The 20,630-nt window shown below is 57.5% G+C and carries 21 protein-coding genes; 18 read left to right on the top strand and 3 right to left on the bottom strand.

Going from position 1 to position 20,630, the window contains the following annotated elements; all coding sequences use genetic code 11:
- Nucleotides 1-189: 189 nt before the first annotated feature.
- The gene (mdh, locus tag DOLE_RS12180) at nucleotides 190-1,125 is read right to left on the bottom strand and encodes a malate dehydrogenase (RefSeq protein WP_012175790.1); all 936 of its coding nucleotides are present in this window, start codon (nucleotides 1,123-1,125) and stop codon (nucleotides 190-192) included.
- Nucleotides 1,126-1,684: 559 nt separating this feature from the next.
- Here mdh and DOLE_RS12175 point away from each other — a divergent pair.
- The 9 genes from DOLE_RS12175 to DOLE_RS12135 all read left to right on the top strand — a co-directional run bounded on the left by DOLE_RS12175 (nucleotide 1,685) and on the right by DOLE_RS12135 (nucleotide 10,414).
- Complete coding sequence (locus DOLE_RS12175) at nucleotides 1,685-2,566, top strand: tetratricopeptide repeat protein (RefSeq protein ID WP_012175789.1); 882 nt, start codon at nucleotides 1,685-1,687, stop codon at nucleotides 2,564-2,566.
- 121 nt (nucleotides 2,567-2,687) lie between these two features.
- Complete coding sequence (locus DOLE_RS12170; protein ID WP_012175788.1) at nucleotides 2,688-3,302, top strand: GTP-binding protein; 615 nt, start codon at nucleotides 2,688-2,690, stop codon at nucleotides 3,300-3,302.
- Nucleotides 3,303-3,321: 19 nt separating this feature from the next.
- The gene (locus tag DOLE_RS12165) at nucleotides 3,322-4,485 is read left to right on the top strand and encodes a DUF4388 domain-containing protein (protein ID WP_012175787.1); all 1,164 of its coding nucleotides are present in this window, start codon (nucleotides 3,322-3,324) and stop codon (nucleotides 4,483-4,485) included.
- Between the two features lie 16 nt (nucleotides 4,486-4,501).
- A complete protein-coding gene (locus DOLE_RS12160) occupies nucleotides 4,502-4,867 on the top strand; it encodes a PilZ domain-containing protein (RefSeq protein ID WP_012175786.1) in 366 nt (121 codons plus the stop codon).
- A 27-nt stretch (nucleotides 4,868-4,894) separates the two neighbouring features.
- A complete protein-coding gene (locus tag DOLE_RS12155; RefSeq protein WP_012175785.1) occupies nucleotides 4,895-5,776 on the top strand; it encodes a phosphoribosylaminoimidazolesuccinocarboxamide synthase in 882 nt (293 codons plus the stop codon).
- 39 nt (nucleotides 5,777-5,815) lie between these two features.
- Nucleotides 5,816-6,868, top strand: a complete 1,053-nt coding sequence (locus DOLE_RS12150; protein WP_041280540.1) for a ParB/RepB/Spo0J family partition protein — start codon at nucleotides 5,816-5,818, stop codon at nucleotides 6,866-6,868.
- Nucleotides 6,869-7,077: 209 nt separating this feature from the next.
- A complete protein-coding gene (locus DOLE_RS12145) occupies nucleotides 7,078-7,686 on the top strand; it encodes a TetR/AcrR family transcriptional regulator (protein ID WP_012175783.1) in 609 nt (202 codons plus the stop codon).
- Nucleotides 7,687-7,740: 54 nt separating this feature from the next.
- A complete protein-coding gene (locus tag DOLE_RS12140) occupies nucleotides 7,741-9,546 on the top strand; it encodes an acyl-CoA dehydrogenase (RefSeq protein ID WP_012175782.1) in 1,806 nt (601 codons plus the stop codon).
- A 97-nt stretch (nucleotides 9,547-9,643) separates the two neighbouring features.
- Nucleotides 9,644-10,414, top strand: coding sequence for an enoyl-CoA hydratase/isomerase family protein (locus tag DOLE_RS12135; RefSeq protein WP_012175781.1), 771 nt, complete (start codon nucleotides 9,644-9,646; stop codon nucleotides 10,412-10,414).
- A 166-nt stretch (nucleotides 10,415-10,580) separates the two neighbouring features.
- Here the strand turns inward: DOLE_RS12135 and DOLE_RS12130 are convergent, their stop codons facing one another.
- Entirely contained in the window at nucleotides 10,581-11,642 is a 1,062-nt protein-coding gene (locus DOLE_RS12130) for a calcium/sodium antiporter (RefSeq protein WP_012175780.1), read from the bottom strand.
- 215 nt (nucleotides 11,643-11,857) lie between these two features.
- Here DOLE_RS12130 and DOLE_RS12125 point away from each other — a divergent pair, with 215 nt between their 5' ends.
- On the top strand, nucleotides 11,858-12,601 hold the full coding sequence (locus DOLE_RS12125; RefSeq protein ID WP_012175779.1) for an START domain-containing protein: 744 nt from the start codon (nucleotides 11,858-11,860) through the stop codon (nucleotides 12,599-12,601).
- A 43-nt stretch (nucleotides 12,602-12,644) separates the two neighbouring features.
- Here the strand turns inward: DOLE_RS12125 and DOLE_RS12120 are convergent, their stop codons facing one another.
- Entirely contained in the window at nucleotides 12,645-13,565 is a 921-nt protein-coding gene (locus DOLE_RS12120) for an omptin family outer membrane protease (protein ID WP_041280539.1), read from the bottom strand.
- A 153-nt stretch (nucleotides 13,566-13,718) separates the two neighbouring features.
- Between DOLE_RS12120 and DOLE_RS17520 the strand changes: the two genes are divergently transcribed.
- The 8 genes from DOLE_RS17520 (at nucleotide 13,719) to DOLE_RS12080 (ending at nucleotide 20,626) form a co-directional block, all read left to right on the top strand.
- Nucleotides 13,719-14,501, top strand: a complete 783-nt coding sequence (locus DOLE_RS17520; RefSeq protein ID WP_052294300.1) for an FkbM family methyltransferase — start codon at nucleotides 13,719-13,721, stop codon at nucleotides 14,499-14,501.
- The gene (locus DOLE_RS12110) at nucleotides 14,485-16,518 is read left to right on the top strand and encodes a neutral/alkaline non-lysosomal ceramidase N-terminal domain-containing protein (RefSeq protein WP_012175776.1); all 2,034 of its coding nucleotides are present in this window, start codon (nucleotides 14,485-14,487) and stop codon (nucleotides 16,516-16,518) included. Before DOLE_RS17520 ends, DOLE_RS12110 begins: the two co-directional genes overlap by 17 nt.
- A gap of 11 nt (nucleotides 16,519-16,529) precedes the next feature.
- Entirely contained in the window at nucleotides 16,530-17,312 is a 783-nt protein-coding gene (locus DOLE_RS12105) for a phosphoribosylanthranilate isomerase (protein WP_012175775.1), read from the top strand.
- Nucleotides 17,313-17,395: 83 nt separating this feature from the next.
- Nucleotides 17,396-17,959 (top strand): elongation factor P, encoded by a 564-nt coding sequence (efp, locus tag DOLE_RS12100; protein ID WP_012175774.1) that lies wholly within the window; start codon nucleotides 17,396-17,398, stop codon nucleotides 17,957-17,959.
- Between the two features lie 45 nt (nucleotides 17,960-18,004).
- Nucleotides 18,005-18,253 (top strand): DUF4911 domain-containing protein, encoded by a 249-nt coding sequence (locus DOLE_RS12095; RefSeq protein ID WP_012175773.1) that lies wholly within the window; start codon nucleotides 18,005-18,007, stop codon nucleotides 18,251-18,253.
- 42 nt (nucleotides 18,254-18,295) lie between these two features.
- Entirely contained in the window at nucleotides 18,296-18,715 is a 420-nt protein-coding gene (locus DOLE_RS12090; RefSeq protein ID WP_012175772.1) for a hypothetical protein, read from the top strand.
- 17 nt (nucleotides 18,716-18,732) lie between these two features.
- Nucleotides 18,733-20,133, top strand: coding sequence for a tRNA (N6-isopentenyl adenosine(37)-C2)-methylthiotransferase MiaB (miaB, locus tag DOLE_RS12085; protein ID WP_012175771.1), 1,401 nt, complete (start codon nucleotides 18,733-18,735; stop codon nucleotides 20,131-20,133).
- Nucleotides 20,123-20,626, top strand: coding sequence for a bifunctional nuclease family protein (locus DOLE_RS12080; protein ID WP_012175770.1), 504 nt, complete (start codon nucleotides 20,123-20,125; stop codon nucleotides 20,624-20,626). The genes miaB and DOLE_RS12080 overlap by 11 nt, the downstream gene beginning before the upstream one ends.
- The last annotated feature ends 4 nt before the right edge of the window (nucleotides 20,627-20,630 follow it).

Below are 20,630 nucleotides of genomic sequence, written 5' to 3'. Positions count from 1 at the left end.
ATCCAAATCCAAATCGGTATCGGTATCGGTATCGAAATCGAAACCCCATTACACCTCCGTAAATAAGCGGTCGATCCCGATCCCGATTTGGATAGCGATTTGGATCAGCGGGAGCGTGCTTGCGAAAAAAAACGCGCACCCCGGTACACCGGAATGCGCGTTTGATGATGTTTTAAATCCGGCCCTGAATTACAGGCCCAGCTTTTTCAGGGTGTCCACCAGGCCCTGGACCGCCTGGGCCGAGTTGTTAAGGGCCGCCTGTTCCTCTTCGGTCAGCGTGATCTGAATGACCTCTTCCACACCCGTGGCGCCCAGTTTTACCGGTACGCCGATAAACAGGTCGGAGATGCCGTACTCGCCCTTCAGCCGCACCGCGCAGGGAAGAATCTTCTTTTTGTCCTTGAGAATCGATTCGGCCATCTCCACCGCCGCCGATGCAGGGGCGTAAAAGGCGCTGCCGGTTTTCAGCAGGCCCACGATCTCGGCGCCGCCGTTGCGGGTGCGTTCGATCAGGGCGTCGATCCGGTCTTTTGGCATCAGTTCGGTGATGGGAATACCGGCCACCGTGGAGTAGCGGGGCAGGGGCACCATGGTGTCGCCGTGGCCACCCAGCACAAAGGCGTGGGTGTTTTCCACCGACACGTTGAGCTCCCGGGCGATAAATGTTCTGAACCGCGCCGAGTCCAGGACCCCGGCCATGCCGATGACCCGGTTCGCGGGAAACCCGCTGGCGTCAAAGGCCACGTGGCACATCGCATCCAGGGGGTTGCTCACAATAATGAGAATCGCGTTGGGTGAAAGGGCCGCCACCTGGGCGGTGACGTTCTTGATGATTTTCGCGTTGGTGCTGATCAGGTCATCCCGGCTCATGCCCGGTTTGCGGGGAATGCCGGCGGTGATGATTACGATATCGGAGTCGGCGGAAGGGTCATAGACGTTCGATCCTTCCAGTTTTGCATCATGTTTCTCAATGGGCGCCGCCTCGGCCAGGTCCAACGCCTTTCCCTGGGGCAGCCCCTCGGCGATGTCGATGAGCACCACATCGCACAGCTCTTTTTCCGCCAGGCGCTGGGCCGTGGTGGCCCCCACGTTTCCCGCGCCGATTACCGTCACTTTTCTGTCCATGGTTTCTCCTTGCTGGTGAATGTCGGGTCCACGCCCGGTTTGCCATGTCATACCCCATTGGCGTTTTTGATGTCAATATAAACCGTGTCCCGTATGTGCCTGCGGCAAAGGGCGTAACCCGGATATTTCACGAGTTGATTTGGCCGCAGATGCAAGGCGCGGGACATGAAGCTGTAGTCAATCTACCGCGAATGTCCCGCAACACAGTCCCGCCGATGGCGGGATCAAGGTGACTCGCCCGAAGGGTGAAATTTTTCGGCATAAAATTGAGATAAAATACCTCAAACCGTTCATAACAGTTTGTGTTTCCAAAAAACGCCTGAAATCAATTTCAATACACTGTATCTTTATAAACATTAATCCATGTCGAAAAATTTCATGAAATATCCGGGAGTAAATGCTATTGACAAACATTATATATCTGATAGGATTTGCCTGTTTACGGTGCTGTAGAAAGTAAATACTTTTAAAACAGCCGGTTACGCTTTATTCACCGGAACGGCGCATGCGAAGGAAACACCGTTTTCCGGCACCCGGACAATAAAAGGCTGCTTCAACCATGCGGGAGAAGATCAAATCATTGTTAAAACAGGCGGAACTCTATCGTTCCCAGGGTTTGTTCAACGAGGCCCGTGAAAGTTACGAGCGTGTCCGGCGCATCATTCAGAAAAGCAAACAGCTGCCCAACAGGGACAAACTGCTGGACAATGTTTCCAAGAAAATCGCCAAGGTCCAGGGGGTTCTGGTGCGGCTGGAAAATGCCTCCAGCTCTCCGCAGATGTCGCCCGAGGTCAACCGGCTCATTAAAAAGCTTTTTTCCCAGACCGCCTCTGAAGACAAAGACGCGGCCGCTCTTGAGGGGGCCGTGGCCCTGGCCAAGTTCGGCCAGTTCAACGACGCCATTGCCGAGTTTCGGCGGCTGCTGGACGTGGATTCCCAGCGAGTCCAGGCGGCCAAGAACATTCTGCGGTGCCTGATCACCTACAAGTCCTCCGATGACGCCTATGCCCAGCTTTCCGAATGGAAGGTGGAAAACATTTTCAGCGAGGATGAGCTGGAAAAGGTCAAGAGCTTTTTTGAGGAGATTCTTGACAAAAAATGGGATGAAAAGGGGGCGGCCCGGTCCGAGGCCCTCACCGGCGGCGGCGTGGACGAAGACGATTTCCTTGATATCAGTGCTGTGGCCATTACCCTTCCCAACGGCAACCAGGTTGAACTGGACGTCAGCTTTCAGTCCGGCAACGTGGTCAGCCTGATTATTGACCGAAAAGATGAAAAGATGATTCAGGACCTCCAGGAAGGATCCAAGCTGGAGGACGTTCATTTCTATTCCCCCATCGCCATCTTCAGGGGCTCCGGCGAAGTCACCTCCAAGACAAAAATCACCTCCGGTCCCAAGCAGGGCGATTACAGCATGGACATTAAGATTGACAGTCTGTAATCGCTTTATTACCATCAAGTTCCAACAACATACGGTTTTACTGTTTGCATCCAGGCGTGAGTGTGGTATGTAGGGTATTCACGAACCCGTAACGGCTTGATCGTTGTTATAAAGACCTACTATGGCTGTATTTAATATCAATAAACGCGAGATTGAGTGCAAGATCGTCTACTACGGCCCCGGCCGGGGCGGCAAGACCACCAATCTGGAATATGTCTTCAAGGCGTATAAAAAACAGGTCAAGAGCGAGATGGTCTCCATCGATACCGAGGGGGACCGGACCCTGTTTTTTGATTTTCTGCCCATGGACCTGGGCAAGATCAAGGGATGTGACGTCCGGGTACAGCTTTTTACCGTTCCCGGCCAGGTACAGTACAGCTCCACGCGGAAACTGGTGTTAAAAGGGGTGGACGGCGTGGTGTTCGTGGCCGATTCCATGGAGGTGCGGCGGGAAAAGAACATGCTCTCCTTAAAGGACTTACAGCAGAACCTCAAGGAGTACAACATGAGCATCTTCAAAACTCCCCTGATACTTCAGTACAACAAGCGGGATCTGGCCGACGATGGCATACCATTGATGTCCGTGGAGCAGATGGAAAAGGATCTCAACCGCCAGTTGAAGGTACCTTCCTTTGAGGCCAGTGCGGTCAACGGCAAGGGCGTGGGCCAGACCCTTCAGGCCTGCCTTCGGCTGACGCTTCAACACCTGCAGAAACAACTGCAATGGGCGAGCTGATTTTCGGGCATGGAGCATTATGAAAGACCAGGTCGTTCTCACCGGTGATCTTCGGTTTCTCAATCTCGGCGAATTGATTCAGCTGATCGGGTCCAGCGGCAGCACAGGCGTGTTGCATCTGTTGAGCAAATATGTGGAGTCTCCGGGGGAGGTCTACTTCAAGGAGGGGAACCCGGTGGACGCGTCCAACGGCATGGAGCGTGGATTGAAGGTTCTTTACTCCTTTTTTGGCTGGAAGGAAGGGGAGTTTAGCTTCAGCCAGGAGCCGTTGAATGTCAAACCGTCGATCAAGAAAAGCCGCATGCAGATCATCCTTGAAGGTCTGCGACTGCTCGACGATGGGGAGATCGAGGTCAAGGGAGCCGTTGGGTTTGAGCCGTCGCCCGACACGGCCGACGGCAAAGGTGGACGTTTGCCCGTTATCAAGGGCCCGCTGATCGATTACATGGATGTGGTGGCCGAGGAGGATTTTTCTGAAGGCCAGACCATCGTTTCCCAGGGCCGGCACGGCACATGGATGTGGGTGGTTCTTGAAGGCACGGTGAATATTTGCAAAGAGGCCGGGGAAGAAAAGATCCCCATACTGAAGGTAGGGCCGGGATCGTTTATCGGCAGCATGGCCGCCTTTTCCCAGCAGGACGAGGTTCGCAGCGCAACAGCCATTGCAGCGGACCGGGTGCAGCTGGGGGTACTGGACCGGCCCCGCCTGACCCATGAATACGCGTCGCTGACCTCGGATTTTCGTAATCTCATTCTCAGCATGGACAGGCGACTGAAACAGGTCACCCGTCAGGCAGCCATGGGCCGCGTGAGTCCTCAGCCCCTCAAGGGTGTACCCACGGGAAAGGCCCCCATCATTCCCAAAGGGGGAAGCAGTGCCCGGTTGCTTTCAATTTCTGCGGGCAATGCGTTTATTGTCAAGTCTATGAAACAGGGAGACCTGCTGCTGTGCAAGCTGGAAAAATCCGATTTTGTGGGGCCTGTCCCCTTTCTCAATATCGGGCATGAGCCGGAGTCCGCCGCTGTTTTCGGTACCGACAATCTTCAGATGAAGGAGCTGAACACGGAAGCCCTGGCCGAGGAGTACGCCCGTCTTTCCGGCACCCTGCGGAACATGGTCGACAATTGTGCCACGTTTATTTCCGCCACCACCAGTATTTTGTATGATTTGTATAAAAAATAAAAATGAGGTTATTGCCATGACATCCCAGAAACGCCGATACGACAGAATCGACTCCCTGCGGCTCCTCTCTTACTCCTGCGTCGATCACGAAAACAAGGTGGTTTCCCAGGGCATGGGAAGAACCCTGAACGTGAGCGAAGGCGGTATCCTGATCGAGACCCATGTGCCCCTGGAAAAAGAAGGCACGGTGCTGCTGTCCATCGGTTTTGAAGATGAGGTGACCGAGGTCCGGGGCAAGATCGCCTACGGCAAGAGGGGGGAGAACGGCCGGGAACAGACCGGCATTGAGTTTATCGATCCGGATGAAAAGGCCCGCCGCATCATCCGGCGGTATGTGGCAGCCTTTTCCGATACCCGGGATGAGGCCGACCAACCTGAATAGCTGTAACTGACGGAGGTGAAAGAGAATATGGATCAGGTGGTTTACCATACGGATTTCCCAGGCTTAAACCTGCTCAAGCGGGGCAAGGTTCGTGATGTGTACGATTTCGGGGACCGGCTGCTGATCGTTGCAACGGACCGGCTGTCCGCTTTTGACGTGGTCATGCCGGACCCCATTCCGGGCAAAGGGGAGATACTGACGCAAATTTCCCTGTTCTGGTTCGACCAGGTGAAGGATATTGTCCGGAACCATTTAATCTCCAGCGATGTGAACGATTATCCCGAGGCGTGCCGTCCTTACGCGGAAACCCTTGCCGGCCGCAGCATGCTGGTCACAAAGACGGAGCCCCTGGCCATTGAGTGTGTTGTGCGGGGTTACCTGTCAGGCTCGGGCTGGAAATCCTATCAGAAGGACCGCACCGTGTGCGGCATTTCCCTGCCCGACGGCTTGCGGGAGTCGGACCGGCTGCCCGAACCGATTTTTACGCCTTCCACCAAGGCCGAGGCGGGCCAGCACGACATCAACATCTCCTTTGACGAGGCCGCAAATATTGCCGGCCGGGAAACAACGGAAAAGGCACGGGACCTGAGCCTGGCCATCTACCGTCGGGGGGTGGAGGTCGCGGATGCCAGGGGTATCATCATCGCGGACACCAAGTTCGAGTTCGGTTTTGTAGATGGTGAACTGATCCTGATCGACGAGGTGCTGACACCGGACTCCTCGCGGTTCTGGCCCAGGGACGGATACGCGCCGGGCGGGCCTCAGCAGAGCTTTGACAAACAGTACGTCCGGGACTATCTGCTTTCCCTGAACTGGAACCAGAAACCGCCGGCCCCTGACCTTCCCCCGGATGTGGTTGCCAACACCCGCAAGAAGTACAGTGAGGCGCTCGACCTGCTGGTGGGCTGACATTCGGAAGCGCGCGCTCCCCGTTCGCCGGATGGCGCAATGCCAACGCCGGCTTTCTGTTTTGCCCAGATAAAATTCCCGACACAGGTGGTCAAGATGTCCATCCGGTTTTCAGAACACACGATCCCGCTGGCTGATATAGACATGGAAGACCGGTCGTTTCGCATTACCACGGACGCGGACAAGCCCATGGCCCCGCTGGTTGCCTCCCTGTCAGCGGTGGGCCTGCTGTCGCCGCCGCTTCTCCGGCCCGCGAAGAAAAACGGTTTCCAGGTGATTTCCGGATTTCGCCGACTGACCGCGCTCCGGCACCTGGGTGTTGTATCAGCATCCTGCCGTGTGGTTGAGGGCGAGGCGGACCGGCTGATCTGCCAGAAGCTGGCAGTGGCGGATAATCTCTGCTCCCGGCCCCTCAACCTGGTGGAGCAGGCCCTGGCCGTGGAGAAGCTGTTCGGCCTGGAAAAAGAGATGGACCGGCTGTGTGCCGTTCTTTCCGACCTGGGAATGGCCGCCAATCCCACACTTGTTGAAAAGCTCCGGACCCTTTTAAGCTTGCCCGAGCCGGTGCTGGACCACGTGGCCCGGGAGACCATTCCCCTTTCTTCCGCCCTTCTGCTGGCCGGCATGAACGGGCCGGATGCCCAAATTCTTGCCGGGGTGTTTGCCAACCTTCGGCTGGGGGCCAACAAGCAGCGGGAGGTCGCGGTTCTGGCCCGGGAGATCGCCGTCCGGGAGGGGATATCCGTTGCCGACCTGTTTGCTCAGGACAAAACGCTTCACGGAATATTAAACGATACCGATGCCGACCGGGGGCTTCAGGCGGCCCGGTTGCGCGCATTCCTTGAAAAGCGGCGGTTCCCGGCCCTGGTGCAAAGCCGGGAGCGTTACCAGGAGCTGGAAAAGCGGCTGAAACTCGGTCGCCGGGTTCGGCTTTGTCCGCCGTCCTTTTTTGAAGGCGCCGATTTTGTGCTGGAGCTGACCTTTTCCGGCATGGAAGAGTTCCGGCGCCATGCGGCCCTTGTGAACCGGCTGAAGGAGGACAGGACCCTGGAAGCCATTCTTTCCCGTTCCGGGGATATGGATGATGTGTAATCCGTTCATTTCATGCGGTTTTTACTCGTCCACCGCCCGGGCGGTGCCACATTCGGCACCGCCGGAACCCGTAAGGCTTCAGGCACCGCTGACAAGGGCTGATGGCGCTGAAGGGCAGGCCTGCCCGGCATATATTCTCCTTGACAGGAAAGTGGCGATCATGTCTAATGAATGAGCATTCATTCATCACTGCTGACAAGGAAAAAAGAATGGTGGACCCCGCACAAAACTCAGTTAATCCGGATAAGTATCATCGCATCCTGGAAGCGGCCATCGGTGTGTTTGCCGAGCAGGGCTTTTTTAATGCCACGGTTTCCAAGATCGCCCGGGCTGCCGGTGTGGCCGATGGCACCATCTATCTTTATTTCAAGAACAAGAACGATATCCTGCTCCATTTTTTCAATTACAAGACAAAAGAGGTGTTCGGCACCTTCCGGCATGAAGTGGACAAGGGCGGCAACGCCCGTGAAAAACTGCGCAACCTGATCAAAGCCCATCTGCGTGAGTTCCAGAAGGACCGGAACATGGCCGTGGTCTTTCAGGCCGAGGCCCGTCAGATCCGGTATTTCGAGGTCTATATCAAGGACCTGACCAACATGTATTTTGACCTGGTGGGGGAGATCGTGGTCCAGGGGCAGGAGGAGAGCGTGTTTCGCCGGGGGTTGGATCCGTCCCTGGTAAAGCGGTTTATTCTGGGCACCGTGGACGAGGTGATCAACACATGGCTGCACGCGGCCAGAAAATATGACCTGGAGGCCCAGGCCGATGCCATTGTGGACCTGTTTGTCAACGGCATCGGCGCAACGCCCCCGAAATAAAAAGAAATGGACCATCGTTCATAGCAACCAAAAAAAAGAAGCAAGGAGAGGGTTATGGCACAAGTAATCGCAGACAGAAGGGATGTTGATTTTGTTCTTCATGAGCAGTTGAATGCTGCCGACCTGAGCAAAAACGAGAAGTTTGCCGAGTTCAACAAGAAGACCATCGACATGATCGTCACCGAGGCCCGAAGCCTGGCCGTCAAGGAGTTTCTCCCCATCAACAAGGAAGGCGATGAGATCGGCGCTACCTTTGACGGTGGCAAGGTGGCGGTGCCGGAGAGTTTCAAAAAAGCCTACGATCTGCTGCGGGAAGGGGAGTGGACCGCCATGACCGAGGACCCCGAGTACGGTGGCCAGGGTATGCCCCAGGTGGTGTCCCGGGCCGCCAACGATTACTTTCAGGGCGCCAACTATGCCTTCATGCTCTATGCCGGCCTGACCCACGGCGCCGGCCGCCTGGTTGAGGTGTTCGGCACCCAGGAACAGAAGGAGACCTACCTGAAAAAACTTTACACCGGAGAATGGTCCGGCACCATGCTGCTCACCGAAGCAGAGGCCGGTTCCGACGTGGGCGCCCTGACCACCACGGCGGTGAAGAATCCGGACGGTACCTATTCCATCTCCGGCTCCAAGATTTTTATCTCCGGCGGTGAACACGACATGACTGAAAATATTATTCACCCGGTGCTGGCCCGTATTGAGGGCGCCCCTCCCGGAACCCGGGGCATCTCCCTGTTCCTGGTGCCCAAGTACCGGGTCAATGCCGACGGCAGCCTGGGTGACTTCAACGACGTGGTGTGCACCGGCATTGAGGAGAAGATGGGCATTCACGGCAGCTCCACCTGCTCGCTGACCCTGGGCGGCAAGGGCAAGTGCATCGGCACCCTGCTGGGCCAGGAGAACAAGGGCATGAGCGCCATGTTCGTCATGATGAACGAGGCCCGGCTGCTGGTGGGTATGCAGGCCTTCGGCTGCGCCACGGCCTCCTACATGTCGGCCCTGAATTACGCGAAGGAGCGTATTCAGGGTCGGCCCCTGACAGCGGGCAAGGACGCCTCCGTGGGTGGGGTGCCCATCATCCGGCATCCGGATGTGCGCCGCCAGCTCATGAACATGAAGGTGATGGTGGAAGGCATGAGAAGCCTTCACTACTATGTCGGTTATTGCCAGGACATGGCGGTCCTGGCCGGAACCGAGGAGGAAAAGGAAAAATACGAAGGCCTGGTGGACATTCTTACCCCCATTGCCAAGGGCTACGGTACGGATAAGGCTTTTGAGGTATGCAGCCACGGGGTTCAGGTTTACGGCGGTTACGGGTATACCAAGGAGTACCCGGTCGAGCAGTACCTGCGGGATTGCCGTATCACCATGATCTACGAGGGGACCAACGGCATTCAGGCCATGGACCTGTTCGGCCGGAAGATGACCATGAAAAAGGGCAAGCTGGTCATGGACCTGTTCGGTGAGATCATGAAGACGGTCAATGCGGCCAAGGCGATTGACTCGCTCAAGGATGCCGCTGAAAAGGTGGAGGCGTCCTTAAACAAACTGGGCGAGGCCGCCCGGCACCTGGGCAAGACCGCCATGGAGAACGTGGACCTGGCCTTTGCCTACGCCTATCCGCTGATGGAGGTGACCGGCGACGTGGTGATGGGGTGGATGCTGCTGTGGCGGGCCGTGATCGCCGCCCAGAAGCTTGAAGCAAAACCCAAAGACGCGGCTTTCTACCAGGGCCAGATCAAGTCGGTGGAATTTTTTGTCAACGTGTTTCTGCCGGTGGCCCTGGGCAAGGTCAATTCCATGCTGGCCACCAACGGGGCCGCCGTGGAGATTGAAGACGCCTCCTTCGGCGGTTGATGGTTCATTCGTCAACCGGGACTTGACATACGGCCATGGGTTACCGATAATCCCTGGTGCCCTGTAACCGTTCATTACTATTTATAAGGAGGAGATCATGTCTTACGAAAACCTGACAGTGGAGATCACCAACAAGGTGGCGACCGTTACCATCAACAAGCCGCCCGTCAATTCGGTCAACCTGGCCACCATTCTGGAGCTTGAAAAGGCCTTTGATGACCTGGCGGAGAACAAGGACGCCCGCGCGATTATTCTCACCGGCAGCGGGGAAAAATCCTTTTCCGCCGGTTTTGACGTGAGCGACGCCGGCAACGCGGCTAAGGCCGGGGAAGAGGGGCAGCGGGTATGGACCAAAATATTTCGTTACACCAAGCCGGTGATCGCCGCGGTCAACGGGTTTGCCTTCGGTGGCGGATGCGAGCTGGCCATGGCCTGTCACTTCCGGCTGATGGTGGACACCCCCAAGGCCAAGATCGGCCTTACCGAACTGAATCTGGGCATTATTCCGGGATGGGCCGGCACCCAGCGCATGGCCATCCTGCTGGGCCGTACCAAAACCCTGGAGCTGATTCTGTTCAGCAAGCGGTTGACGGCTCCCGAAGCCTTTGAGATCGGCCTGGTGGACAAGGTCTGCACGCCGGAAAATCTGATGAGCGAAGCCAGGGCAATGGCCGAGGTGCTGGCCACCCGGCCGCCCCTGGCCGTGGCCAGCGTGTTGAAGGCTGTGGCTACCGGTGTTGACTTTACATTTGACGAAGGCCTTAAGGTGGAACTGGAAGGCACCAAGCGGGTCTCCACCTCCAAGGACGCTGTCGAAGGATTTACCGCCTTTTTTGAGAAACGGGATCCGGTGTTCACCGGCGAATAACCGCTTTTCGGCTGTACGATAATACGCAAAAACCGGTTTGCCTCAAAGAGGGCAAACCGGTTTTTTTTGTTGGTTCATCTCCCGATCAGTGAATAGCAAAAGACCTGCATGCTTTTCGGGGCAGTTGGTGGTTTTGAAAGGGGCCAGGGGGGCAACCGGATTCGGGTTACTGGCCGGCCACGATCCAGGCCACATACCCCGCGTAAATCATCAGCAGGGTAATACCTGCTTTTCTTCCCAGCTGCCGGTTGACAGCCAGAAAACCGAAGAGCACCAGTACGGTGCCAATCAGTATAAATACCGACTCCAGCAGATTCGAGGTTCCCACGGGAATGACGCTCCGGCCGGTAAAACCAAGCGCCACCAGCCAGGGAAGGCCCAGGCCGATGAGAATGTCAAAGGTGTTGGACCCGATGGCATTGGCCACGGCCATATCGCCGTGGCCTCGTCGCACCGCGATCATGGAGGCGATCAGGTCCGGTGCCGAAGTGCCGGCTGCCAGCACGGTGAGACCGATAACCACCGGCGGCAGGCCCATGATCTGGGAAAGGGAAACGGCGTGGTCCACCAGCAGTTTGCTGAGGACAATGATGATCGCAATGGAAGCCAGAAAGGCGCGAATATAGTGTTGACCGGGGTCACCGGTGATCAGGCCAACGGTCTGTTTAACGGTTCGGTTGACCATTCGCCACAACAGAATGGTTTTCCACCGGGTTTCAATCAGCGGCGTCTCTTCCGGGCCATGCTCGTAGACTTCGAAGCTGTCGCCGGGAAAACGGAAAACGGCAATCAGGTATATGCCGTATGCCCCCACCAGCAGCAGCGGCTCCAGGGGCGTGATTTCACCGTCGATAAACACGTACAGCATGACGCCGATGCCGGCCAGGTAGAAGCCGGTGTCCCGGATGATGGCCTTCAGGGTGATGTGGGCCGTGCGGATCACCGCGCAGACGCCGGTGATGACCAGGATGTTGAACACCGCCGAGCCCACGATGGTGCCGATGCCGATGTCACTGTGGGTGCCGCCCTGGGTGAACAGGGCCACCATGGCGATGGCCAGCTCCGGGGCCGACGATCCGGCCGCCATGAGGGTGGCTCCGGCCACGCTGGGGGAGAGCTTCAACCGGGCCGCGATGCCATCCAGGCTGGTCATGAAAAAATGGTTGGCCACCAGGGTCAGCAGATAGATGGCGAACCCGATGACAACCAGGTCAAAAACAGCAGTCATGGTTTTCCTTATGCTATTAAGATGCACTTATTGCAGGTGGTCATAACCTTATCACATGTGGCTGTAAAGAGAAAAACACGAAAGCGGTACGCCTTCGAAAAAATTGGACAGGGCGATTTCAATTATTGACTTTGCTGCTCCTGTGTCATAAAAGTATGAAGCTCAGCTTTTAACTTTTGCGTGGTGCGTCTGTGGGCCGCTGACGGAGACGGCAATTGGAATTCACCGAAAAGAAAATCGTTTTCAAAATATTGGTTTCCATCTGCCTTGTGGTATGCCTGCCATTCGATGCCCTTGCCCAGGAGTGGGAACGGGTTTTGGAACAGGACGGCATCGTAGTCTATGAGCGGCAGCGTCCTGACGCGCCCATGCGGGATTTTCGGGCCGAAATGGTTCTAGACAGCAGTCCGGCTTCGGTGCTGGCGCTGTTTGACGATACGGAGCAGACGCCTCAATGGTTTGCCCATTGCCGCCGCCTTGAACGGATTGCTGAGATTACCCCGGACGAGCATTTCCTTTACAATATTACCGAATTTCCATGGCCCCTGAAGGACCGGGACGCGGTGCTGCACAGCATTCGGACCTTTGAAAAAGAAAACAAACGGTTTGTTATTGATTACCAGTCGGATGAAAAGTATGCATACCCTTCTGCTGAACCGGGTCTGGTCCGGGTCAATCATGTTGAAGGCCAGTGGACCATTACCCCTCTCGGACCCCATCGGACACTGGTAACAAGCCGCGTCTATGCCGATATGGGCACCCTTCTGCCGGGATGGACCCTCAATCCGTTTTTCCGGGAAGCCACACACCTGACGTTTGTTAATCTGAGACAAACGGCCCAGTCCCCTGAATATCGGGACGCGATACCCTCCCGGGAGCTTTTGGAGCGGCTCGGTATTTCAGCAGAAAGCTTGTCGGCCAAGGGGCCGGTTGCCGACAGCTCCCGGCATTCCCGATAACCGGGTGCCTGAGGCCTACCGGTACGGGCGGCCCGGGGTCCGGTCAGAATGTGTATCCCGCCGACAACTCAAGGGATATCTGCCGGGTTTCCGTAGTCTGGTCAATCGAGTGGCTCCACGCGCCGTTCGTATAGGTGACCGACCGCCCTTCTCCATCCACGGCCAGCACCTCACACGTCAGCGTTGCAAACAGGTGGTCGCTGATGTCCTGCCGGGTTTTCATGCCCACGATCATGCCGTCTCCGTCGTAGTCACATTCCGATACCCGGTTTGACAGGATGTGATGGTCCCTGTCTGTCGCCCTTATCCATGGACTGTACCCCAGGGAGATTTCCACCGCTGTTTTCGGCGCGGGGGTCAATGCAAGGACAATCTCGGCATAGGGGATCAGGTAGGTGATGTCATAGGTCAGTGTCCGGCCGGCCAGAAAGTCGGGAGAAGCGCCGCTGGCCGGGTAGGATTGCAGGGTCTGGTCGGCTTCAAACGCAAAGTTCTGGTATCGGCATCCCAGGCCGGCCAGCATATCCAGACCGCGCCGGCGCCACATTTTGTAACGGATGCCGGTTTCCGCCATCAGGGCATCGGCATCGGCCCGGCTTTCGGAATAGATATCGACGGCAAAGGGTGAGGCGAGCCAGTCGGTATCTTTTATCTGGCCGGGATCACTGTTCAGGTTGATCTTTCCGGAAAGATACGCGGATAGTCTTTCTCCCATCCGGACATCCGCCCTGCCGGTAAGCATGTAAAGATTTAATGGAAACTTCAGTTCACTGACCGGAAAATGAAGCTGGTATGAACTGCCGTCATGAAACATCACATGGCCCCCGATCCGGTAGGTGGTGTGGCCCCGAATCGTGTCAATGCCCATGGAAAAGTCGGTGACGACATTCTCCAGCGCCGGGGCCGGCAGTGCCGCCGGAAACAGCAGGACGATCAGAATCAACGCATAACCGGTTTTTTTCATGGCTTTCTCCCTGGTGCAACCTGTTTTCATCTTGCAAAAAAGAGGCTGGTGGGAGATTATGGTAAACCAAAACACCGGGTTGGGCAAGCTGTCTGCCGGTCGTCACTGCTGAAACAAGAAAATATGGAACCGAGTTTATTAGAGATACCCGGTATGGACACGCCGATCCGCCTGCATCTTCACCAAGCGGTCGACACCTGCCTGTCCCGCCACATTCGGGAACATCACATATGGGAACCCTATGAAACCGCCCTTGTGGTCGACTGCCTGGAAAGAGGGGATGTGTTTTTGGATGTGGGCGCCAATATCGGATACTACACGGCTCTGGCCGCTGTTCTGGTCCAGGAGAGGGGGCTGGTGGTGGCCTATGAACCGGATATCGACAACTATGACCTGTTGATGAAGAACATGGCGGCCAACCATGTGACCAATGCCCGCTGCTTTTGCGCGGCAATGGCGGACTACACCGGTGACGGCCGTATTTACCTGTCTGAGACCAACCGGGGCGACCACCGGCTCTATGACCCGGGAGAGGGGCGGACCTGTTGCCCCATAAGTGTGGTCCACGGCGGGGACCATCTGTCGGGCGTAACAGACCGGGTTGACTTTATCAAGATCGACACCCAGGGATCGGAAACGGCGGTGATCACCGGGTTGAAAAAGGTGATTCAGGCCAACCGGGACCACCTGTCCATGATTGTCGAGTTCTGGCCCTACGGGTTGCGCCGGGCCGGTTCATCGGGACGGGAACTGCTGTCCGGTCTGTCCGCCTTTGATATGCCCCTTTATCTTATAGACCATATCGGACACCACCTGGTGCCGGTAACTGCGGAGTTTCTGGGCCAGTGGGTGGACCAGACCGACAGCGATCCGGAAAACCAGGGGTTTGTCAATCTGCTTGTCGGCCATGGAGGAAAACATGCACGGATTCAATAAGTTTTTTGGGCTCATGGCCGTTGCCATGATGTTGTTCCTTATTGCCTGTTCACCGCGCCTTCACTCGGTTCGCATCGAACGGCCTGCGCCGCCGGCTTCCGGGGTTGCTGTTGCCGGCCTTTCAGCCGGGCTGGCCAGGGTGGACATCACACCGCCGCCGGGCATTGCCACGGCCGGTTATTCACTCATGGCCGAGGTCAGCCGGGGGTTTCGCACCCGGCTCTATGCCCGGGCCGTCTATATTGAGGATAGCGCCGGGGGCAAGGTGGCCCTGGTTGCCTGTGATTTTCTGTCCGGCGCCCGGTTGCTGCATCACCGGGTGGCTGAGCTGGCGGCCCCCGCTACCGGCATCGGTGTCCAGGAGTTGATTATTGCCGGCACCCATACTCATTCCGGGCCGGGCAACTATTTTTCCAGCAATTTTTATAACGCCCTTGCAGGCGGCAAGAGCGGGTTTGATCCGCAGCTTTTTGATTTTTTGGCGCATCGCATCGCCGATGCCGTCATCTCGGCCCATGCGGCCCGGAGACCGGCGAAAATCGCCACGGGAAGCGCCGAAATTTACGGCATGACCCGCAACCGGAGCATGGAACCCTTTCTGGCCAACCCGGACCTGTCGCCTGACTGGACCGGCGACCCGGAAAAGGCGGTCAACCCGCGGATGACAATGATCCGGATTGACCTGAAGGACGATAACGGCGTATATCAGCCGGCCGGCGCCTTTTCAAGCTTTTCTATTCACCCCACGGTGATTCCCCACTGGAACAATCTTTATACCGCCGATGTATTCGGTTACATCGCGCGGGAGCTTGAGTTCGATCTTGAAAAAGCGTACGCCGCCCCATGGCCGGTGGTTCATGCCGCGGCTAACGGCACCCACGGGGACAACTCCCCCAACTATGCAAAGGGCCGGCAGGACTATGCCGAGGCAAAACGGATCGGCGTGGAAGTGGGTCGCCGGGCCATCGAACTGTTTCATTCTCTGGAGACCGGGCTTTCCAGCGACGTGGCGGTACGGTCGGCCTGCCGGGAGGTGGACCTGTTTACCCATCCGTCCATCGACGGGGTATCGGTGTGCCAACGGCCGGTGGTGGGCAATGCCCTGACCGCCGGCGCTGATGACGGTAAACACCCGATTCTTTATCGCACCCCCTTTTTCCGGGAGGGGTGGGGCTCGGCCCGCTGGTTTTTCACCGGCTCATGCCAGGGCCACAAGCGTCACGTGGGGGGTGTGTTTCAGCCCCTTGTGTTGAAAAAGCAGGATTTCCCCCATGTTCTCTTTTTCCAGGTGGTCCAGGTGGCGGACCGGGTGTTTGTGCCCATGCCCTTTGAGATCACCTGCCGGTCCGGCGCCATGATCGCGGCCCAGGTGGCCGAGGCCCTTCAGACCGGGCCGGAACAGGTGGCAGTGATCAGTTGCGCCAACGGTTATTTCGGGTATGCCACCACACCGGCCGAGTATACCCGGCAGCACTACGAGGGAGGGCACACCCTGTACGGACCGGCCACCACTCCCTTTCTGGCCCGTCATGCCGCTTCCCTGGCCCTTGCCATGGACCAGGGCTGGACGGCGGATATTCCAGAGAGCTGGTCCGTGGAACTGAAGGCAAAATCTTTTTTCCCTGAAAACCCGACACCCGGTGGAGACAGGGCCGTCCGCGGCCGGGTGAAATATGACGAAGATGCTTCCGACAACGAGGAGGCCTACGGTTTTGAATGGCAGGATGTGCCGCCGGCCATGATCGAGCTTCACCGGCCCCTGGTGCGGATCGAGACCAGTCTCGACGGCACGTCCTGGGAACCGCTTTCTGACGAAGGGGGCCGGCCCGTGGACGACACCGGGTATGATGTGTCCGTGGCCCTTGAAAAGGCCACCGGTGACGGCATGGCCGTCTACCAGGCCCGGTGGTACAGTCCCGGGACAGCGGCCGGCCGGTATTACCGCTTTGCCGTCCTGCCCAGGGGCGGGTTTGACACCCTGTATTCAGACCCGTTTTCCGAAGACCAAAAGGAATAATCAGCCAAACCATGAAGAAAATCGTCGTACAGATTTACGAGGTGCAGACGCCCGACGAGGCCGAATCGCTGATCAATGGGGGCGTGGACCATCTGGGCAGCGTGGTGCTTGACCCGGAACGATGGAAGGTGGCCGAATTAAAGGACACAGTGCGCCTGGCAGCCCAGGCAGGGGCAAAAAGCAGCATGATTCCGCTTTTTTCCGACCCGGACACTATTTCCCGAATGCTGGATTTTTACCGGCCGGCCATTGTCCACTTCTGCGAGCACCTGCCTTTGGGGGACGAGGGCCGAAAGCAGTTGAACGACATTTTTGCCGTTCAGCGGATTGTCAAACAGCGGTTTCCGGAGATTCAGACCATGCGCACCCTGCCGGTAGGGCTCCCCGGAGAGGCCGAAACAGACGACCTGCTGGCCCTGCTGCCGGAGATCGAGCATTTGTGCGACTGGTTTCTTACCGACACCTCCCCCACGGCCCGGGAAGCGGCCCCGGTTCCCGGGTTTGTGGGCATCACCGGCAGGCCTTCCGACTGGGCCGTGGTGGCGAAATTGGTTGCATCCACACCGGTTCCCGTTATATTAGCAGGAGGTATGTCGCCGGAAAATGTGTATGACGGGATCGTTCAGACACGGCCCGCCGGCGTGGACAGCTGTACGCAGACCAACCGGCGCGATCCGGCCGGCAACCCGGTGCGGTTTTCTAAGGACATGGACCGGGTCCGGCGGTTTGTCGAAGAGACCCGCCGGGCCGAGGCCTGTATTGCCCGGGATGAGGCTAACCCGGATATTTCATGAAATATTCGGGCGAACGGCGGCAGTGCCCGGTAAGCCTGATGCGGCGGCCGGTGCCATAACTCAGAACTGGAGGATAATCAAACATGTATGAAGCGGGTGAATTACGGAAGGGGTTGAAGGTCGAGATCGACGGGGATCCCTATGTGATTATGGAGTTTGAATTCGTCAAGCCGGGAAAGGGCCAGGCCCTTTACAAGTGCAAGCTCAAGAACATGCTGACCGGCTCGCAGTACGACCATACCTACAGAAGCGGCGACAAGGTGGGGCGTGCCAACCTTGAAGAACGCAAGATGGAGTACCTCTATTTTGACGGGGAAAACTACTGCTTCATGGACTGCACCACCTATGACCAGATTTTTGTCCCCCCGTCTCAGGTCGCTGAAGTGCTGGACCTGCTCAAGGAAAACACGGTGTGCGATGTGCTGTTTTTTGACAACCGGGCCATCGGCGTGACCCTGCCCAATTTTGTGGAGCTGGCCATCACCGAGGCCGATCCCTGGGTCAAGGGCGATACCGCCTCGGGCAGCAACAAGCCGGTTACCGTGGAAACCGGCTGCGTACTCCAGGTGCCGCCGTTTATAGAGGTTGGCGAGGTGATCAAGATAGATACCCGCACAAAAAACTATGTGGAGCGGGTGAAAAAATAGGGCCGGTGTTTTCTTGCCGGGCCGCTTGATTTTCAGGAAATTTTTGTGCAAGGTGGAAAAAAGACCAGTCGGCGTTACTTCCGGGTGGACCGCCGGGAAATCGCTTTTCTCCGGTTTGTGTTTGAGGGGTATGACGGCCTGGCCGTTCTGACCACCCTGGATGCGGCCGCGGGAACGGTGGTGCTCTCCATTGCGCCGGGTTGTGAAGACGAGGTCGAAAAGATTCTGGCTGACCTGAAAAAAGAGATGCTGATGGAAGACACAGGATTTACGGCGGCGGAGCTTCCTTATTAGTCCGGATGCTGGTTTTGGTTCATTCGTTGCGGGAGAAAGTCGATGAAAAAGAGAGTGTGTCTGCTGTTGTCGGTGATGGCGGCGGTGATGTGCCTGGGCATGGGCGGTGCCGGCCAGGGCGGCATCGAAATTCCGGAACCGGCGCGTGATTTTTCCGCGGCCCTGGTGGACCGGTCCGGCCTTTCCATTGTGCTGAACCGGTTTTCCTGCGATGGGAGCACCTTTTTTTTCGGCAAGATGGGTATGGCCGACGCATCGGTGGATTTTGACCGAATCCGGTCGGCAGCGTTTGAAAAGGCCGCGGACGGGACGGTTTCGGCCCTGATCCAGTTAAAGGACGGCGACACGGTCCGGCTGGTCATGAAGGCGGACATGGCCTGCTACGGTTCTTCCCCGGTGGCCGACGTGCGAATTCTGCTGGCCGATATTCAGAGACTGGAAATTCAGGGCGGGGATGAGTAAGAAGAGGACGTTCGTCCATGAAGCGGTTTTACATCCATACCATCGGCTGCCAGATGAACGTGTACGATTCATCCCAGCTGTCGGCCATCCTTACCGCCATGGGCCACCGATCCGTAAACGCACCTGAACAGGCCGACCTGGTCTTTGTCAACACCTGCACCATTCGGGCCAAGGCCAAACAGAAGGCCACCAGCTTTGTGGGCCGGCTGGCCGCCATGAAGCGGGCCCGGCCGGACATGATCGTCGGCGTGGGTGGATGCCTGGCCCAGGAGGAGGGCCGGCAGTTACTTGACGCTTTCCCCTGCGTGGATATCGTGTTCGGCACCCATGCCCTGGGCCGGCTGCCCGGACATATTCAGGCCGTGGCGCACCAGGGCGACCGCATCGTGGACGTGGAGATGACCGCCGCCATCGACGAATCGGTGCATGCCCTTCAGGGGCCGGACAGCAGCGGGGTAACCGGTTTTATCACCATCATGCGGGGGTGCGACAACTTCTGCACCTACTGTGTGGTTCCCTATGTGAGGGGCCGGGAGACCAGCCGCGCGCCGGAGCATATTCTTGATGAGATTCGGGCCCGTGTGGCCGGCGGGCTGCGGGAGATCACCCTGCTGGGCCAGAACGTGAACAGCTATGGCCAAAAAGAGGGGCTCTGCTCTTTTGCCGACCTTCTGGCCAGGGTCAACGAGATTGACGGGCTGCACCGCATTCGGTTTACCACCTCCCATCCCAAGGACCTTTCACCGGAACTGGCAGCGGCCTTTACCTCCCTTGACAAACTGTGCAGTCACGTGCACCTGCCGGCCCAGTCCGGTTCCGATGCTGTTTTAAAGCGCATGAACCGACGCTACACCCGGCAGGCCTATCTGGAAAAACTTCACTGGCTGAGGGAGGCCCAACCCGGCATGGCCCTTTCCACCGATATCATTGTGGGGTTTCCCGGGGAGACGGAGCAGGATTTTTTACAGACCCTGGACCTGATCGAAAAGGTCCGGTACGACAGCATCTTTGCCTTCATGTATTCAGACCGGCCCCTGGCACCGGCCCGTGCGTTTGACGGCAAGGTGGATGAAGCGGAAAAGCAGCAGCGCATTTACGCCCTGCTGGAACTGCAGAACCGGATCACCGCTGAAAAAAACAGGGCGCTGGAGGGCCGTGTCGAACAGGTGCTGGTGGAGGGCAAAAGCAAGTCCTCGGGCAGAAACGACATCACGGCGGATACCGTCCAGTGGACCGGCCGCACCACCTGCAACCGGGTGGCCAATTTCACGGTGCCCCGGGAGCTTGCCAGCGGCAATGCCGTTGGACCGGGCGCCATGGTGCGCGTGGAGATCATGTCCGGCCTGGCCCACAGCCTGTCCGGCATTGCCGTAGGTGTTGAGAAACCGGGAGCAGGAGGAGACGCGCATGCTGCATAAGGTTGATATTCTGGGCCTGGCCCTGGACCAGGACTCCAAAACCCCGATTCTGGTACTCAAGACCGTGGACACCCAGGAGACCATTCCTATCTGGATCGGCCTGCTGGAGGCCACGGCCATTGCATCGGCCCTTCAGGAGGTCCATTTCGAACGGCCCATGACCCACGACCTGTTCAAGAATTTTATCGCCATGATGCATGTGGATGTGGAGCGCATTGAGGTGTGCGATTTGAAGGAGAACACCTTTTACGCGCGTATCTATTTTGCCTCCGGCGACAACGAGTTCTCCATTGACGCCCGGCCCAGCGACGCCGTTGCCATGGCGGTGCGGTTTAGCGCTCCGGTGTTTGTGGATGAAAAGGTGATCGCGGCCCTCAAACCCGACGGCGGGGCCCGAACTTACGAGGTCAAGGACAAGAGCGAAGAGGGAAAGAAGTGGGCCGAGTATCTGGCCAGTCTTTCTCCCGATGATTTTGGAAAGTATAAAGTGTGACGGC

The sequence above is a fragment of the Desulfosudis oleivorans Hxd3 genome, from assembly GCF_000018405.1.
Classification (GTDB): domain Bacteria; phylum Desulfobacterota; class Desulfobacteria; order Desulfobacterales; family Desulfosudaceae; genus Desulfosudis; species Desulfosudis oleivorans.
Note: the sequence above shows the minus strand (reverse complement) of the source record. Positions and strands in the feature narration are given on the sequence as shown.

Coding starts and splice junctions, on each gene's coding strand:
- DOLE_RS12150 (WP_041280540.1), top strand. CDS start 5,816: ATGCCAACGCCGGCTTTCTGTTTTGCCCAGATAAAATTCCCGACACAG.
- DOLE_RS12135 (WP_012175781.1), top strand. CDS start 9,644: ATGTCTTACGAAAACCTGACAGTGGAGATCACCAACAAGGTGGCGACC.
- mdh (WP_012175790.1), bottom strand. CDS start 1,125: ATGGACAGAAAAGTGACGGTAATCGGCGCGGGAAACGTGGGGGCCACC.
- DOLE_RS12170 (WP_012175788.1), top strand. CDS start 2,688: ATGGCTGTATTTAATATCAATAAACGCGAGATTGAGTGCAAGATCGTC.
- DOLE_RS12105 (WP_012175775.1), top strand. CDS start 16,530: ATGAAGAAAATCGTCGTACAGATTTACGAGGTGCAGACGCCCGACGAG.
- DOLE_RS12155 (WP_012175785.1), top strand. CDS start 4,895: ATGGATCAGGTGGTTTACCATACGGATTTCCCAGGCTTAAACCTGCTC.
- DOLE_RS12175 (WP_012175789.1), top strand. CDS start 1,685: ATGCGGGAGAAGATCAAATCATTGTTAAAACAGGCGGAACTCTATCGT.
- DOLE_RS12160 (WP_012175786.1), top strand. CDS start 4,502: ATGACATCCCAGAAACGCCGATACGACAGAATCGACTCCCTGCGGCTC.
- DOLE_RS12145 (WP_012175783.1), top strand. CDS start 7,078: ATGGTGGACCCCGCACAAAACTCAGTTAATCCGGATAAGTATCATCGC.
- DOLE_RS12165 (WP_012175787.1), top strand. CDS start 3,322: ATGAAAGACCAGGTCGTTCTCACCGGTGATCTTCGGTTTCTCAATCTC.
- DOLE_RS12090 (WP_012175772.1), top strand. CDS start 18,296: ATGAAAAAGAGAGTGTGTCTGCTGTTGTCGGTGATGGCGGCGGTGATG.
- miaB (WP_012175771.1), top strand. CDS start 18,733: ATGAAGCGGTTTTACATCCATACCATCGGCTGCCAGATGAACGTGTAC.
- efp (WP_012175774.1), top strand. CDS start 17,396: ATGTATGAAGCGGGTGAATTACGGAAGGGGTTGAAGGTCGAGATCGAC.
- DOLE_RS17520 (WP_052294300.1), top strand. CDS start 13,719: ATGGACACGCCGATCCGCCTGCATCTTCACCAAGCGGTCGACACCTGC.
- DOLE_RS12140 (WP_012175782.1), top strand. CDS start 7,741: ATGGCACAAGTAATCGCAGACAGAAGGGATGTTGATTTTGTTCTTCAT.
- DOLE_RS12130 (WP_012175780.1), bottom strand. CDS start 11,642: ATGACTGCTGTTTTTGACCTGGTTGTCATCGGGTTCGCCATCTATCTG.
- DOLE_RS12120 (WP_041280539.1), bottom strand. CDS start 13,565: ATGAAAAAAACCGGTTATGCGTTGATTCTGATCGTCCTGCTGTTTCCG.
- DOLE_RS12110 (WP_012175776.1), top strand. CDS start 14,485: ATGCACGGATTCAATAAGTTTTTTGGGCTCATGGCCGTTGCCATGATG.
- DOLE_RS12080 (WP_012175770.1), top strand. CDS start 20,123: ATGCTGCATAAGGTTGATATTCTGGGCCTGGCCCTGGACCAGGACTCC.